Below are 15,920 nucleotides of genomic sequence, written 5' to 3'. Positions count from 1 at the left end.
AACTAACCACAGATAAACACAGATAGACACGGATGGGGCAAAATCCTATCTGTGTCTATCTGTGTTAATCTGTGGTTTCAGTTCTTATGATCGAGGAAAAGGTGCTAGTTCAGAAATTTCTAAACCGCAAGCAGCGCGAGCGGCTGCGTAAGCCTGATTGGCTCAAGATCAAGCTCGGCGACCCGCGCAATCAGAATGCGGTTCTCGACCTCATTTCGGGGCTGAATCTGCACACCGTCTGCCAGGAGGCCAAGTGCCCTAACATCTTCGAATGCTGGACGGACAAGACTGCGACCTTTATGCTCGGCGGCGACACCTGCACGCGGCATTGCGGCTTTTGTGCTGTCAACAAAGGCAAGCCGATGGACCTCGACCCGCAGGAACCGGTGCATGTGGCTGAAGCGGTCAGGCACCTGAAACTCGAACATGCCGTGATCACATCAGTGAATCGCGACGACCTGCCGGACGGAGGCTCGATGCATTGGGCCGAGACGATCTTTCGCGTGCGCGAGATGAACCCGACATGCAAGGTCGAGGTGCTTATTCCCGATTTCAATGGTGATGAGGACGCGCTGAATAACGTCCTGCGTGCGCGGCCGGACGTGCTCAATCACAATACAGAGACCATCGCCCGCCTCTACCGCCGCGTGCGGCCCGACGCGATCTACGATCAATCGATGGAGCTGCTCTCGCGCGCCGCCCACTGGCGCGACCGCTCTCAGCCAACGATGCTCACCAAGAGCGGCATCATGGCAGGCCTCGGCGAGGAATTTGACGAGGTTGTCGAGCTAATGCGCGATCTGAGGCGAGCATCGTGCGATATTATGACCATCGGCCAGTATCTGCAGCCATACGAGAAACGGCTGCCCGTCGAGCGTTATGTCACACCTGAGGAATTTGCTGAGTGGAAACGCTTAGGTGAGGCAATGGGCTTCAAACACGTTGAATCATCGCCGCTCACGCGCAGTTCCTACCATGCCCGGCAGCAGACCGAAACGGGTGAACAAGCAGTAAATTCGATCTAATTTATCTCGGCGGTATCGAATTCATCGGTCAGCTGATCGGCGGTGTCATGGATGCCGCCGAGATCGATGTACTCGATCTGGACGCCTTCGTCATCAGGCTCGGGCAGGCCATCGCCGGCGAATCTGACCAGAACGACGGTGATGTTGTCTTCGCCGCCGTTCTCGTTGGCGATCTTGACGAGCTCTGCACAGGCATTCTGAAGCTCATCCATGTTGTCGACGATGATCTGCTGCATCTCGCCGGCGGCCACCTTGTTTGACAGCCCGTCGCTGCACAGCAGGAATACGTCATCTTGGCACGGCTGGACCCGCGCCGAGACAGGATATATCTCATTCTGAGCTCCGAGGGCCTGAAGGATGACGTTCTTCAGCGTGTGCGTTTCAGCCTCTTCGGCAGATATCTGCTGGGCATCAATAAGCTGCTGGACGAGCGACTGGTCCTTTGTGACCTGATAGATCACGCCCTTGCGAACCAGATATGCGCGGCTGTCGCCCACCTGAATGATGTCAGCGGCGTTCGGCGTCACGCCGAGGCCCGTAAAGGTCGCGCCCATTCCCTGATACTGCGGGTCGCGCCCTTGTTGGTGGATGAGATAATTTGCGAAAACGGTAGCGTCGTAGAGCTTGTTGATCAGGTAATGGTCCTGGTTCTCAGCGGTTGGGATTTCGTCGTCATCTGCGCTGAGCAGCTTTTCGCTCACGGTCTCGACCGCCATCGTGCTTGCAACCTCGCCGGCGAGAGCACCGCCCATTCCGTCCGAGACTGCCATCACCGCACCGGCGTCATCAATATCAAAATTCTGACTCTCAACGACAAATTCGCCATCCGGCTGGTCGCTCGTCCAGGCCTTGGACCTGGCAACATTCAGCAGCAGATAATTGTCCTCGTTGCCTTTTCGGACGCGGCCGATATGCGATGTGGCGTGGACCTCGACAGTGAACATAACCTAATAGAGTTTCTAGTTTAAGGTTCCAAGTTTCAAGTTCGGAACCGCAAAAACTAGGAGCGGAAACCTGTAACTAGCTCAGGGCCTGATCAAGGTCCTCGATTATGTCCTCCACGTCTTCGATACCGACGGATATCCGCACAAGGCCGTCGGTGATCCCAAGTTTATCACGAGTTTCGGCGGGCACGGACGCATGCGTCATAGATGCCGGATGAGAGATCAGGCTTTCGACGCCGCCGAGGCTCTCGCCGAGTGTGCATAACTTCACTGATTCCAAGACCTTACGGGCATTATCGAGCGAGCCGGTCTCAAATGAGACCATCCCGCCAAAGCCCGACTGCTGTCGCTTTGCAAGCTCGTGCTGCGGATGCGAAACGAGGCCGGGATAATAGACCTTTTCGACACGCGGATGCTCGGCGAGGAAATTTGCCACGACGCGGCCGTTCTTATCGTGAGCTTCCATGCGCACGGCGAGCGTTTTTGTTCCGCGAAGCACAAGGAACGAGTCGAACGGCGAGAGTATTGCCCCGACGCCGTTCTGGACGAATCCGATCCATTCGGCATCAGTTTCGTCATTGAGCGCTACAAATCCGCCGACGCTGTCCGAGTGGCCGTTGAGATATTTTGTTGTCGAATGCACGACGATATCGACGCCGTGTTCGATCGGCCGCTGAAAGTACGGTGACATGAACGTGTTGTCGCACACGACCTTGGCGCCCCGCGTGTGGGCAAGCTCAGACACAGCCTTGAGGTCGGTCACCGTCATCACCGGATTGGTTGGCGTCTCGACAAAGACCATCTTTGTGTTCGGTTTGAACGCGCTCTCAAGACTATCGACGTTAGACGTATCCGCGAGGCTAAACTCGATGCCGTAGTCGTTCAAGATGCGATTGAACAGCCTAAACGTGCCGCCGTATGTGTTGTCACCCAAAATAACGTGGTCGCCCGCTTTTACAAGCTTGAGAGCAACATCGATCGCTGACATTCCAGATGCGAACGCGAAGCCGAATCGCGCCCCCTCGAGCGCGGCGATATTCTTCTCAAGCGCCGCCCGCGTCGGATTCTGCGTGCGAGCGTACTCATAGCCCTTGTGTCGGCCGAGCCCATCCTGAGCGTAGGTCGAGGTCTGATAGATCGGCACGCTCACGGCACCGGTCGTCGGGTCCGGCTCGTTGCCGGCGTGAATAGCTGTTGTCGAAAATCCCATAAATCAGAGCCTATTCTATCGTTTTTCGCCCCTATGGAACAGTCTCTTATCCCGTATCTATCATCTATTTTCATGCATTTTGGGTAGTGTCTTAATTCGTGCATTCGTGGCTAATATCGCGTTAAAAGAGTTAGCCACGAATGCACGAATAGATCCAAATTAAGACACTGCCAGCAGGTGTTATCTATTCGCGTAATTCATAACTATTGTTAATATAGGGCCGTGGACATAAATGGTCTCGAAGTGCTCGTCACGGTCGCGCGCGAACGCAGCTTCTCGCGCGCCGCCGAGGTGCTCGGGCGTACACAGCCCGCGATCAGCCAGGCGATAAGGCGGCTCGAGGCGGACATCGGCGAGAGGCTCTTCGACCGCTCGTCAAAGGACGGCACGCTCACACCGGCCGGTCAGGTCCTGTTGGGGCACGCGAAGCAGATGCTCGCTCTGCGACAGCACGCGCTGGTCGCCGTGACCGAGCTTCGCGACCTGCGTCACGGCAAGGTCACGATTAGCGCCAATGAGCATACGGTCTTTTACCTGCTGCCGGTGATCGCTGAATTCCGCAGGCAGCATCCGCTGATCAAGATCGAGGTCCAACGCGGCGTCGCCAGCCGCATTCCAAAGCAGATCACCGCCCGCGAGGTCGAGCTCGGCGTCATCTCGTTCACGCCGAGAGACGCCAGCCTGCGCGTCGTCCCGGTCCTGAATGATGAGCTCGCGCTGATCGTCGCTCCGACACACCGGCTCGCCCGACATCAGCGCGTGTCGATCAAAGAGCTTGCTGAGGAGCCGTTCGTCGCACACAATGCGCCGTCTCCATACCGACAAAAGGTCATCGAAGCATTCGAAAGCCACGATACAAAACTCAACATTGTCATCGAGTTACCGTCGCTGGAGGCGATCAAGAAACTGGTCGAATCAGGCATCGGCGTGGCGCTGGTGCCTCGGCTGACGGCAAACGACGAGATCGCATCGGGACGGCTGTGTGCATTGTCGGTAAAGGAAATGCGGCTCGAACGCAAGCTCAACATCATCTACCGCCGCAACTCCCAGCTCTCACACGCCGCCCGTAAATTTCTTGAGATCGCAAAACAGATGCGACGAACCACAGATACGCCTATGGATTAGGGCTGTTTTGGGTTAAAATTTAGGCGAAATTCGCGAAGTTCTGCGATCCTCTGATCTGAAACGGAAAAGTATGGCTGAGCACGAACCCGGTGATGCTGCGTCTTGGTCTAACAGGCGCGGCTCCGAACGCAAGAAGCTGATAATTGACGTCCGCTTTGAGGGCGGCGACGGCACCGGTATCGCGAATACGCGCGATATCGGCTCGGGCGGACTGTATATGACGACGACGGCCCCGCTCGATCAAGGCACGCCGATAATGATGACGTTGAGCCTCGGCGAACGCACGCTGAACCTCAACGGGGTCGTTGCCTACTCCGATCCGGGCCATGGCGTCGGCGTGCGGTTTCGCAACCTCACCGCGGAGGATGACGCTTTTCTACGTTCAGAGCTAGAGATGATCTAAGAGTCCAAGGTCCAAAGCCCAAAGTCCAAAGCCCAAGGTTCAAGATAGATGGCGCGAATTGAGAGGTTTGAGGATATTGAAGCTTGGAAGCTAGCCCGTGAGGTTACGAGAACGGTCTATGCCGTAAGTTCGTCCGGGGCATTTGCGAAGGATTTTGCGCTGGTAAATCAGATCCGCAGGGCGGCTGTATCGATCCTATCTAATATTGCAGAAGGATTTGAGCGAAACGGAGATAAGGAATTTGTGCAATTTCTAACGGTAGCGAAGGGCTCCTGCGGAGAAGTCAGGGCTCAACTCTATATAGCAATGGACCAGGGCTACTTGGACGAAAAGAACTTCCTGAAACTTAGGGAAGAGGTAGTCCAAGTGAGCATGATGATCGCTGGTTTGATAGCCTATCTGAAACAGTCGGAGCTCAAAGGCAGCAAGTTTCGCTAACAATAGCGACATTGGACCTTGGACCTTGGACTTTGGACTCTTGGACTCTTGGACTTTGGACACCAAGTTTATGTTCGATCAATTCACATTGGGTATCGAGGAAGAATTCCAGATCGTCGATCCGGAGACGCGCGAGTTGAAATCGCACGTCTCGGAGATACTCGACGAGGGCAAGATGCTCCTCGGCGAAAAGATCAAGCCCGAAATGATCCAGTCGATGATCGAGGTAGGCACAGGCGTCTGCGCGAACATTCAGGAAGCGCGCACCGACATCACCCAACTTCGATGCATAATCTCGGACCTCGCGCAGAAAAAGGGCATGGCGATCGTCGCCGCGTCAACGCATCCTTTCTCAAAGTGGTCCGAACAGGAGATCTACGACGGCGCCCGTTATAAGCTGCTGGTCGACGAACTGCAAATGGTCGCGCGATCTCTGCTGATCTTTGGAGTCCACGTGCATGTCGGCATCCCCGATCTCGAACGCCGTATTCACATCATGAATGCAGCGCGTTACTTTTTGCCGCACATACTGGCGATGACGACGTCGTCGCCGTTCTGGCTGGGACACAATACGGGTCTTAAATCATACCGCTCAGAGGTCTTTAAGAAATTCCCCCGAACGGAGATCCCTGACCATTTTGAGTCGTATGCTCAGTACGAGGCCTATGTCAATCTGCTGATAAAGATGAACTGTATTCCCGACGGTTCAAAGATCTGGTGGGATGTGCGGCCGCATTATAAGTTCCCGACTCTCGAATTTCGCGTTTGCGACATACCGACGCGCGTGGATGACACCGTTGCCGTCGCGGCCCTGTTTCAGGCGATCGTCGCGCGGCTGCACCAGTTGATCGATAAGAATCTGGGATTCCGCATCTATAAGCGTCGCCTTATTCTGGAAAATAAATGGCGCGCCATCCGCTACGGCCTCGACGGCAAATTGCTCGATCTCGGCAAACAAAAAGAGGTCCCTGTAAAGGACCTCATCCGCGAACTTCTCGATTTTGTCGAACCGGTCGTCGGGCCTTTAGGCTCGCGCGACGAGATCGACCACATCCACACCATCCTCGATCGCGGCACCTCAGCCGACGAGCAACTGCGTGTTTACGAGCAGAGCGGCGGCAACTTCAAAGCGGTCGTCGATATGCTGATGAAAAACACGCTCGAGAATGTCCCATCTAGCGAATCGAGACCGTAAGCGTGTAGCGGACCGATCCCCGACACTCGTTGCTGATGTCGAGATAATTACTGCCGCTGTCCGTGATCATACTGATGCTCGAACTCCCGTTAAATACAACGCATCCACCGCGGGAACTTACGTTGGCCGTCAGCCGCTGGCCCGCCCTTGCCCCCAAGACATAGGTTCTCGTTCCATGGCTACGTAACGTACCGGAAACGGACGCAGATGTGCTGCCGCGGCTAAACCGTATACGCGTTTGGGCCGGGGTATCTATGACGGCACCCATAAATATCATCACCAGGATCAACAGGTTTGCACTGAGTATTTTCATTAAAGTAGTCCTCTCCCTTTCTTTACTATTGAACTCGTTTGAGGCTCGGCAACGGAGATTGGATCTGTCGGGACCTCACCTCAATTGGTAATGCGTAAAAAACTCGCGATAAGTGACAAATCCCCATCGGCAGCGACGTCAATAGCCTTTTTAGAATGGTTGAGGGTTGATTAGGAGGCGTGAGCGAGAGCGAGTCTTAGGAAGTTTTCAAAAAGGATGCGGCCGTCGCGGCTTTCGTTGGGGTGCTCCCAGCGGGTGGGGTTCTTTGACCAGTCCTCGAAGGATTTTTCGAGGTGAAACTGAACACAGTAGATCAACTGTCCGTGGGAACGCTTGACCATCATCTGGTTCTTGCAGAGGTATGAGGTCGCGAGCAGTTTGAATCCGGCAGGCAGGCCGTCGACCTGGACGCCGTGATTTTGCCAGACGCGCAGAATGTCGTCCTGAGTGGTGTAATCCTGCCAGACGCCTGACCGATTGTCGTCAGTGCCCTTAAATATCGGGTCCGCCTTGTCAAGGATCTTCACAAAACGATACTGATACTCAACGAGGCGATCGTCCCTGCGTGCCGCGAGTTCGAGGTCGTCGAGCGTCTTGAGCTTTGCTCCAAAAGCTAAGCCGACCAATTGGTGAGCGCCGCAGATCGCGAGGACCGGTATCTCAGTCTGGCGAATAAATTCGCTAAAACCCGCGATGTGATCGGGATTGTAATAGTCAAAATCCGCATATGTCCCGCTCATCACGATCGCGTCGGGCTGAAACTGTTCGGCCGCGCCGGCGATCTCAGAGAGATGCACGGTCATCGTCTTAGGGTTCTGAACGAGGCGGATCACGTTCTTGGCAATGTTGTCGCATGCCATCGCGGCGACCTTGCGCTCGAATTCGAGCTTGGCCTTGGTCGATGAATTCCAGTCTTTTAACGCGAGGTCAGACAGGTCAGACTCGTAGCGGAGCAGGTCATTGACGATCAGCACCTTTGCGTGCTCGATCCTTTTCACGACCGGCTCGTAAAGACAGAATGTGCTCTTGTTGTAGGGGAAAGGCAGTTTTTCCGCTTCGGTTACCTTCGCCACGCCGTCATACATAAGCCAACAAAAAACGTCAAAAAGACATCCTTTTGACGCGTCAAGAAATTATAGCTCAATGGGCCCTTGCGTCAAACCTTTCGCTGCCGCGTCTCTCGGTCAAACAGCGGCATCGCATCGCCCGGCCCTATCGCAGCTATTTCGTCACGAATAGCTTTTACGGCCCGTTGCCGCATATCGGCCATACCGTTTGGCTCCAGCGCAAGCAGCGTGCGTTGCCATGCGGTCTCTAATTCGTCAGCGATGGGCGAGATCCGGCTGATGTCGTAGGGAACCGCAAACGACGAGCAGCCCAGCCGTGCAAAAACCCTCAGATACCGGGCGGTCGCCAGATCAGGACAGGCAAAGCGTCGCCGTCCGACCTTGAGTTCGATGCCGAGCAAGGTGTACTGGATCTCGGCCGCGTTCTCCTTCTTTGGGACCTTTAGATCATATGACCGCGTGCGGTCAGAGCGCACACGGGCCTCATAGATCGTCGGGATCCATTGTTCGCCAAGTGCCGCCTTTAGGTCGTCGATGCCGGACACAGTAGGCCTACTTTAGCTGGGCCTTCTGCGTAGCTACGGGCCGCGAGAACCGCTGGATGACGCTGTCAGAGAAAATGCCGAAATAGAGCACACCGGCGACAGTAATGATAAGCACGGCCGCCATCGCAGCGGACAATTTCGGTGCCGCCCATTCGGTCGTGCGTTCGCGAAAGAACATCAGCACGATCAGCCGCAAATAATAATAGGCCGAAACCGCCGAACCGAGCACGGCCACTACGACGAGGGCTGTCACCAGCGGCTCAGCCGCGACCATCGCCGAGCTGAATACCAGCACCTTGCCCATGAATCCGGCCGTCAGGGGCAGGCCGAGCAGGCTTAGCATAAAGAGCGATAACGAGAAGGAAAGAACCGGCGACTTAAATCCGATGCCCGTGTAATCCTCAAATTCGGCGCGGCGGTCGTTTTTCTCGGCGAGCAGAGTAACGATGGCGAACGCGCCCATGTTCGTCACGGCATAGGTCACCATATAAAAGGCGACCGAGGCGACGGCCTCGTCTCGGACAGTTGACGCCTTAGCGAGGCCCGCACCTATGAATCCGACGAGCGCGTAGCCCGCGTGGGCGATTGACGAATATGCGAGCATTCGCTTGACGTTGTTCTGCATGATCGCGGCGACGTTGCCGACAACGATCGTCGCCATTGCGAGGACCGTGAGGATCGTGATCCACGACTCGTGGAGCAATGCTGCGACCGGCACACCGGCGAGCAGCGGCAGGCCGAAAACAAAGACACGCAGGAACGATGCAAAGGCGGCGGCCTTTGGCCCGGCCGCCATAAAGCCGGTGATCGGCGTCGGCGCACCCTCGTAAACGTCAGGCGTCCAAACGTGGAACGGCGCCATCGCGATCTTGAACCCAAACCCGACGATCATCATCGCGCCGCCCGCAAGCAATAGTGCCGGGAAGTTCGGTGATGCCATCTTCGCGGCGATCTGGGTCAGATCGGTCGAGCCCGTAGCCCCATAGATCAGGGCCATTCCATACAGCAGAAACGCGGATGCGAACGAACCGAGGATGAAGTATTTCATCGCAGACTCATTCGATTTTAGGTCCGTTCGCCGCAATCCGGCCATCACATAGGTCGCGATCGACAGGACCTCGAGGCCGAGGAAAATGATGACCAGATCGTTGCCCGCCGACATCATCATCATTCCAAACGTCGCAAACAACAGCAATGCGTGATATTCGCCCGCGGGCACGTTCTCGCGCTCGACCCAAACCGTCGAGATGAGCACGGTCATTGCAGAAACGAACAGGAAAACGAACGAGAAACTGATCCTCAGATTGTCATGCGCAATCATGCCGTTCCAGGCCGTCGCCGGATGGCCGCCCCACATCGTCGCCAGTATCGCACCCGATGCGACAAGGCCGATGATCGAGATCGCCCCCGTCACCCCGCGCCGCCCCGGAAAAAAGCTGTCATAGAGCATGACGACGACACCGGCGATTGCAACGGTCAACTCAGGCGCGATGATCGCGATGTTTGCGTCGGGACGTGTCAGCTCGGTCAACAGGAACGTGTTCATTTCAGGTCTCTATTTGCTCTTTCCAAATACTCAAATCGCTTTTCACCTGCCGTTATCGCGACATCGAGCGTGTTCTCGCGCGGTGGTATCGGGCAATTGTATTTGTCGGTGCCGTACGCGCAGTTTGGATTGTAGGCCAAATTAAAATTGACTACTACTGCGGCGTCCTTGGGCTGTCGAATGTCGATATACCTTCCGCCCGCGTAGGTCTCGGTCCTATTGGTGGCGTCGCGGAACGGTATGAAAAGCAGGTCGGCATACTCGGGAAATTTATCGAGCACCTCCTTATCGATCTGATAGACGCTGAGCTTCCTTTCGGTGCCAAACAGATCGAATCTCAGGACGCCATACTTTACAAATTTCTTGCTTATTCCAGACGACGTCGGCATCTGGAAATATTTCTCTTCCGGCGTCCGTGTAAACCGCGCACTGACCCGAAATGCGTCATCCACCGGGAAATAGTTAAGCCCTTTGAAGGCCGCAAGGTCCTCTTCCTTCAGCGGCGATTCCTCCTTGTTACGAAACTCATGGTCCCGTCCGTCGCGAAACGCCTTGACATCGGTCGAGCCGTAGAACGTCTGGCCATTCACAGGCACGAGTAGCCCGATCACAAAGATGGCAAGAAAGAGAAGCCTCATAAATACGTCATGGCGTCGGGATCGACAGATTCTTGCAGATCTTGTTTGCCAACAAGTTTGGACCCTCCGTATGTCGCGGAACAGCCTCAACGGCACCGGTTCTGGGGTTGCACCAGAGTGAATGCTCACGGCCCTCGCGCTTAGGGTAACAGCCGTACCTGCGCAATGCCGGAGCAGCGAACCGCGTTTCATGTCGCGACGACGACCGAATCCCTGATCGCTTCCGGCGGAATCCCGCGAAGAGCATCTTCAAGCCGGTCTTCGAGTATCAATTCGATCGCCGATGCAAGATTTGATCGGCATTCTTCGACTGTTCGCCCCTGGCCGTTAGCTCCGGGAATCTCAGGGCAATAGCCGATATACCACTCGCCATCCCGTTCAATGATCGCTGTAAACTCGCTATTCATACCGCTGATTATCTATCTTTCGAAGTGTGCTCCGCAATGGTCCCGCCAGCGCGCTGCATCAGGCGCTGCTCGATGCTCTTAACGATCTGCTCAGTTCGCGTCAGGAACGGCTTCGGGAATACGCCCATATACACCATCAAAGCAAGCAGCGGCACCATTAGGCCGATCTCACGCCATGAGAGGTCGGCGAGCGTCTTGTTCTTATCGTTTGTCAGCTTGCCAAAGAACACTCGCTGCACCATCCAGAGCAGGTAGACTGCCGCAAAGATGACGCCCGTGCCCGCGAACATCGTCGCGACGTAATTCCAGTTGACCGACTGCGTGACGCTAAGCGCGTGCGACTGGAACATGCCGACCATTATCAGGAATTCACCGACAAACCCGTTAAGGAACGGCAGTCCGATCGATGACATCGTCGTGATCACAAAGAGCGTCGCGTAGATCGGCATCACATTCGTGAGGCCGCCGAATTCGCTGATCTCGCGTGTGTGACGGCGTTCGTATATAAAGCCTACGAGCAAGAACAGCGCTCCAGTCGAAACGCCGTGGTTGAGCATCTGAATGACCGCGCCCTGCATGCCCAACTCGGTGAACGAGAACATTCCCAGCACGACAAAGCCCATGTGAGCGACCGACGAATATGCCACGAGCCGCTTCATGTCGGGCTGCACCATCGCGACGAGAGCTCCGTAGATGATCCCGATGATAGCAAGCGTGATAAATATCCACGCCGTCTCGCGGGCCTGATCGGGAAAGAGAGCGAAATTGAACCGCATCAGCCCGTACGTTCCCATCTTGAGCAGTATCGCGGCGAGAATGACCGAACCGGCCGTCGGGGCCTCAGTATGCGCGTCGGGAAGCCACGTGTGGAACGGAAAGAGGGGCACCTTGATCGAGAACGCCAAAGCAAAGGCAAGGAACAGCAGCATGCCGGTCTGCGGCGTCAGAACGACGTTGCCGGACTTCATCGCATTCAGGATAGCGACAAAGTCCCACGACCCGCCGAGGCCCGTCTGGTCAGCATAGACGTAGTACAGCGCGATGATCGCGACCAGCATCAGCAGGCTGCCTAACGCTGTAAAAATAAAGAACTTGATCGCTGCGTAGATGCGGTTTTGCCCGCCCCAGACACCTATCAAGAAAAACATCGGTATCAGCGACGCCTCAAAAAAGAGGTAAAACACAAGCAGATCGAGCGAGACAAAAACACCTATCATCGCCGATTCCATCAGCAGCAAAAAGACGTAAAACGCCGTCACTTTCTTCTCGACCGCGTGCCAAGTCGAAATGACCGCGATAGGCATGATGAACGTCGTCAGTATCACGAGCCAAAAGCTCAAGCCGTCAACGCCGATGTGATAATTCGTATTGATCGCCCTGATCCACGGCACGTTCTGCTCAAAAAGAAACCCGCTCGGCCCGGCCACAGCGGAGCGCGAGAACATCGCCAGCGAGACCACGAAGTTCACCAGCGTCACGCCGAGCGTCAACCACTTGATCTGCCCTTCCTGCTTTGTGAACGCCTTATACGCGAGCACGACGATCGAGCCGGCCAAGGGCAGCAGGATCAGGATGGTCAATAGATTGGAATTAATGAAGTTCATCAGACCAGCTTCAATCCAAAATAGATAAAGTAACCAAGCACAGCCAACGCCCCGAGCAATATCACCGCTGCGTAGCTGCGGACAAATCCGACTTGAACGCCGCGGACCATATTGCCGACCTCAACGACAAAGTGTGCAATGCCGTTGACGATGCCGTCGATAAAGCCAAGGTCAAAGCCCTTCCACAGGCCGTTTCGCGACAGGCTTGTTATGGGATCGACGACGTAGCCGTTATAGAGTTCGTCAAGCCGCCATTTCTCCTCGAGTATCTTTGGCATCTTGCGAAGCGGCGTGCGCCGAAACGCGAACCAACCGAGAGCAATGCCGCCTATCGCCATGATCACCGATAATCCCGCGAGCAGGCGTTCTTTTTGCACGACGGCTGGCTCGTGCGACGCGGCTGCCTCGCGTGCGGCAACGGCAGACGGCATCTCGGTCTCGGCAACGACAGGTTCCAGGACGTGCTCGAACGAATTCGCGTCCTTAATACCAACAAGCGAACTCATCGCGTATGGCACGCCGACAAGTCCGCCGACTGTTGAGAGAAACGCGAGAATTATCAACGGCACGGTCATCACCCACGGCGATTCGTGCGGCTTGAAATCATGCGGCAGTGGGTGGTGATCGTCGTCGTGGTCAGAACCGCCTGCGGCAGCGGACGGTTGAACGTAATCATCGGCATGCTCGGCATGAGTGGATGCTTCGCTTAAACCACCCGCTACCGCAGGTGGTTCTGACTCGGCCGACGTCCAGCGTTCCTCGCCCCAGAAGGTCATGACCATCATCCGGGTCATGTAAATGGCTGTCAGGACGGCAGTTACAACCGCGATCGCCCAAAGCACCTCTTCGCCGGGGAACGGTCCGGCCGGAAAATACCTATCCGTAGCAAATGTCTTGTACAGAATCTCATCCTTTGAGAAAAAGCCCGCCCAGATCGGGATGCCGCAGATCGCGAGCCAGCCCATTGCCATCGTGATGAACGTGACGGGCATGTATTTCTTCAGCCCGCCCATCTTTCGCATGTCCTGCTCATGGTGCATTCCGTGAATGACGCTGCCCGAGCCGAGAAAGAGCAGCGCCTTAAAAAACGCGTGCGTCATCACGTGAAATATCGCAACGACAAATGCGCCGACACCGGCCGCCAGGAACATAAACCCGAGCTGCGACACGGTCGAGTATGCGAGCACCTTCTTGATATCGTTCTGCGCAATGGCGATGGTCGCGGCAAATAGCGCGGTCGCGGCACCGATCACGGCGATGATCCACATCGCGGTCGGGGCAAGTTGATAGATCGCATTCGAACGGACGACCAAATAAACGCCCGCCGTGACCATCGTTGCCGCGTGGATCAGCGCCGAGACGGGCGTAGGCCCGGCCATCGCGTCGGGCAGCCATGTCAGCAGCGGTATCTGCGCCGATTTGCCGGTCGCGCCGATAAAGAGCAGCACGCCAACCGAGGTAAGCCCGCCGGCCACGATTGCGCCCCAGGTGAACGGATCGGCGTGCAGATTGTGAAGCACGTAGGTAAACACGCTCTGCACGTATGTGCCGTCCACCGATTTATCAAAAAAGGACAACGAACCGGTAAGCGTAAAGATAAGGAAAATGCCGATGAGCACGCCCCAATCGCCGATGCGGTTCATCACGAAGGCCTTCTTTGCGGCCTTTCGCGCTTCGTCCTTCTGAACGTAGTAGCCGATCAAAAGGTATGAACACAGCCCGACGCCTTCCCACCCGACGAACATCAGCAGGTAGTTGTCCGCCAGCACGAGCGTCAGCATCGCGAACATGAACAGGTTGAGATACGCAAAGAACCGGTAAAATCCGGGATCGCCCTTCATATAACCCGTCGCAAAAATGTGGATCAATAGGCCGACGAATGTTACAAAACATGCATAAACGCCGCTCAGGCGATCCATACCCAGGGCAAAATCCGCCCGAAATCCGCCGACCTGTATCCAGGTCCAGATATGGTCGAGTATCGGCTTGTCCGCGTGCAGTGCACCGTGCTCACCGAACGCGAGCATGAACGCCACGGCCGTCGACACCGCGATCGCTCCACACGCAAGGACGCCGCTAAAAAGCTCATTCCTCAACCGACCGCCGATCAGCCAATTGATAACGGCACCGACAAGCGGCGCGAAGATGATTATGCTTAGGAGGTTGTTTTCCGCCATTTAGTAACTCAGGTCGTTGTCCTCGTCGTCAACGGAGAAATCTTGCTCGACCAATTCGCTCCAAAAACCTTTGCAAACTTGCGGATCCATCTCACTCGGACGTCGATGTGGAATCTATCGCTCAAATGCTGCCGCAACTCCTCAGCAAACTCATGCGCTTGGTTCGACATAATATCGACCTCCTGCGTCGCACGTGGTTCGGCGACGTATGCATTGACGGCCTGAGCGCCGAAGAGCACCGCGTCATCGCGCCCTTGCAAAAATTCAAGGATCGCGCCCTGGATCGTTGATAACGGGAGCGGCTCGTGCATAACGAACTCCTGAAATGTCAGCACCTCGGCGTTAAGCATCAGTTCTTCAAAATACTCGCATCGTCCACATCGACGGATTGCTTGTTGCGGAAAAACGCGATGATGATACCCAATCCTACAGCCGCCTCCGCTGCGGCGACGCTCATTACCATAAATACAAAAAGCTGCCCGGTCGTGTCGGCGTAGTAACGCGAAAAGGCTACGAATGTCAGGTTCACCGCATTGAGCATCAGTTCGATACACATGAACATGCCCAGAGCGTTGCGCTTGAATATCACGCCGGCAGCGCCGATCGTAAAAAGTATTCCTGACAGTGCGAGATAGCTCGCGAGATTGGGTTCCATATCTAAAACGATATCCTCGGCTCTTCTAACGCCTCAGGTTCGTTGCGACGCTCCAATTCTTCTTCGACAACAAGCTCAAGCTGTGACGGGCGCAATCGCCGAGCCAGCATCACCGAACCGATGATCGCCATCATCAGCAGCACGCCGACTATCTCGACCGGCAGCAGATATTCGGTGTACATAGCCTCACCGATGGACATCGTCTTGCCGGCCGTCGTGTTAGGATCGACCGTCTGCTGCGGCGCACGCAGCACTGCGTAAAAGACGAAGAGCGTCTGTGCAAGCAGCACGACCCCGAGCCCGCCGCCGACAGCATAGAGATAACCGAGACGGTTCTTGGCCGTGTCATCTTCCAGGTTCAGCAGCATAATGACAAATACGACCAGTACCATGATCGCACCGGCGTATATCAATATCTGCACCGCAGCGATGAATGGCGCTGCGAGCGTGATGTAGATGCACGACAGCGAGATAAATACGCCAACCAAAGAGATCGCGCTGTAGAGCGGATTCTTGTGATACACCATCGAAATGGCGCACATTATCGCAAAGCCGGCGAATAAGAAAAATAATGCGGTCGAAGCCATAAAAAGAATTAGCCACAGATGGACACAGATGGACACAGATA

Annotated in this window: 18 protein-coding genes; 5 read left to right on the top strand and 13 right to left on the bottom strand. The window is 55.6% G+C overall.

Annotated elements, in window-relative coordinates:
* Positions 1–86: 86 nt before the first annotated feature.
* Positions 87–1,025 (top strand): lipoyl synthase, encoded by a 939-nt coding sequence (gene lipA, locus IPM59_06560; GenBank protein ID MBK9215249.1) that lies wholly within the window; start codon positions 87–89, stop codon positions 1,023–1,025.
* Here the strand turns inward: lipA and IPM59_06555 are convergent.
* Both IPM59_06555 and IPM59_06550 read right to left on the bottom strand, forming a co-directional pair.
* Positions 1,022–1,969 (bottom strand): serine/threonine-protein phosphatase, encoded by a 948-nt coding sequence (locus IPM59_06555; GenBank protein ID MBK9215248.1) that lies wholly within the window; start codon positions 1,967–1,969, stop codon positions 1,022–1,024. The two genes, lipA and IPM59_06555, sit on opposite strands and share 4 nt — an antisense overlap.
* Positions 1,970–2,045: 76 nt before the next feature.
* Entirely contained in the window at positions 2,046–3,179 is a 1,134-nt protein-coding gene (locus IPM59_06550; GenBank protein ID MBK9215247.1) for a cystathionine gamma-synthase, read from the bottom strand.
* A gap of 222 nt (positions 3,180–3,401) precedes the next feature.
* Between IPM59_06550 and IPM59_06545 the strand changes: the two genes are divergently transcribed.
* The 4 genes from IPM59_06545 to IPM59_06530 all read left to right on the top strand — a co-directional run bounded on the left by IPM59_06545 (position 3,402) and on the right by IPM59_06530 (position 6,340).
* Positions 3,402–4,304: a LysR family transcriptional regulator gene (locus IPM59_06545; GenBank protein ID MBK9215246.1), complete on the top strand. Its 903-nt coding sequence runs from the start codon at positions 3,402–3,404 to the stop codon at positions 4,302–4,304.
* Positions 4,305–4,374: 70 nt separating this feature from the next.
* A complete protein-coding gene (locus IPM59_06540; GenBank protein ID MBK9215245.1) occupies positions 4,375–4,707 on the top strand; it encodes a PilZ domain-containing protein in 333 nt (110 codons plus the stop codon).
* Positions 4,708–4,755: 48 nt separating this feature from the next.
* On the top strand, positions 4,756–5,145 hold the full coding sequence (locus IPM59_06535; GenBank protein ID MBK9215244.1) for a four helix bundle protein: 390 nt from the start codon (positions 4,756–4,758) through the stop codon (positions 5,143–5,145).
* A 70-nt stretch (positions 5,146–5,215) separates the two neighbouring features.
* Complete coding sequence (locus IPM59_06530; protein MBK9215243.1) at positions 5,216–6,340, top strand: carboxylate-amine ligase; 1,125 nt, start codon at positions 5,216–5,218, stop codon at positions 6,338–6,340.
* On the opposite strand, the gene IPM59_06525 is transcribed toward IPM59_06530, so the two are convergent.
* The 11 genes from IPM59_06525 to IPM59_06475 all read right to left on the bottom strand — a co-directional run bounded on the left by IPM59_06525 (position 6,321) and on the right by IPM59_06475 (position 15,879).
* A complete protein-coding gene (locus IPM59_06525) occupies positions 6,321–6,653 on the bottom strand; it encodes a hypothetical protein (protein ID MBK9215242.1) in 333 nt (110 codons plus the stop codon). The genes IPM59_06530 and IPM59_06525 overlap by 20 nt on opposite strands.
* 170 nt (positions 6,654–6,823) lie before the next feature.
* Complete coding sequence (locus tag IPM59_06520) at positions 6,824–7,726, bottom strand: hypothetical protein (protein MBK9215241.1); 903 nt, start codon at positions 7,724–7,726, stop codon at positions 6,824–6,826.
* Positions 7,727–7,809: 83 nt separating this feature from the next.
* Positions 7,810–8,265, bottom strand: coding sequence for a hypothetical protein (locus tag IPM59_06515; protein ID MBK9215240.1), 456 nt, complete (start codon positions 8,263–8,265; stop codon positions 7,810–7,812).
* Positions 8,266–8,272: 7 nt separating this feature from the next.
* Entirely contained in the window at positions 8,273–9,811 is a 1,539-nt protein-coding gene (locus IPM59_06510) for an NADH-quinone oxidoreductase subunit N (protein MBK9215239.1), read from the bottom strand.
* Positions 9,808–10,449, bottom strand: a complete 642-nt coding sequence (locus IPM59_06505; protein ID MBK9215238.1) for a DUF1684 domain-containing protein — start codon at positions 10,447–10,449, stop codon at positions 9,808–9,810. The genes IPM59_06510 and IPM59_06505 overlap by 4 nt, the downstream gene beginning before the upstream one ends.
* Before the next feature lie 188 nt (positions 10,450–10,637).
* Positions 10,638–10,856, bottom strand: coding sequence for a type II toxin-antitoxin system HicB family antitoxin (locus IPM59_06500; GenBank protein ID MBK9215237.1), 219 nt, complete (start codon positions 10,854–10,856; stop codon positions 10,638–10,640).
* 8 nt (positions 10,857–10,864) lie between these two features.
* Complete coding sequence (locus IPM59_06495) at positions 10,865–12,451, bottom strand: NADH-quinone oxidoreductase subunit M (GenBank protein MBK9215236.1); 1,587 nt, start codon at positions 12,449–12,451, stop codon at positions 10,865–10,867.
* A gap of 8 nt (positions 12,452–12,459) precedes the next feature.
* Positions 12,460–14,637, bottom strand: a complete 2,178-nt coding sequence (nuoL, locus tag IPM59_06490) for an NADH-quinone oxidoreductase subunit L (protein ID MBK9215235.1) — start codon at positions 14,635–14,637, stop codon at positions 12,460–12,462.
* A gap of 8 nt (positions 14,638–14,645) precedes the next feature.
* Positions 14,646–14,987 carry a hypothetical protein gene (locus IPM59_06485; protein MBK9215234.1) on the bottom strand — a complete coding sequence of 114 codons (342 nt, stop codon included), beginning with the start codon at positions 14,985–14,987 and terminating at the stop codon, positions 14,646–14,648.
* Positions 14,987–15,292, bottom strand: coding sequence for an NADH-quinone oxidoreductase subunit NuoK (gene nuoK, locus IPM59_06480; protein ID MBK9215233.1), 306 nt, complete (start codon positions 15,290–15,292; stop codon positions 14,987–14,989). The genes IPM59_06485 and nuoK overlap by 1 nt, the downstream gene beginning before the upstream one ends.
* A gap of 2 nt (positions 15,293–15,294) precedes the next feature.
* Positions 15,295–15,879, bottom strand: coding sequence for an NADH-quinone oxidoreductase subunit J (locus IPM59_06475; protein ID MBK9215232.1), 585 nt, complete (start codon positions 15,877–15,879; stop codon positions 15,295–15,297).
* Positions 15,880–15,920 lie beyond the last annotated feature (41 nt).

The organism is Chloracidobacterium sp. (assembly GCA_016715795.1).
In the GTDB taxonomy this organism is placed as follows: domain Bacteria; phylum Acidobacteriota; class Blastocatellia; order Pyrinomonadales; family Pyrinomonadaceae; genus OLB17.
This window is presented reverse-complemented; position numbering and strand designations above follow the sequence as displayed.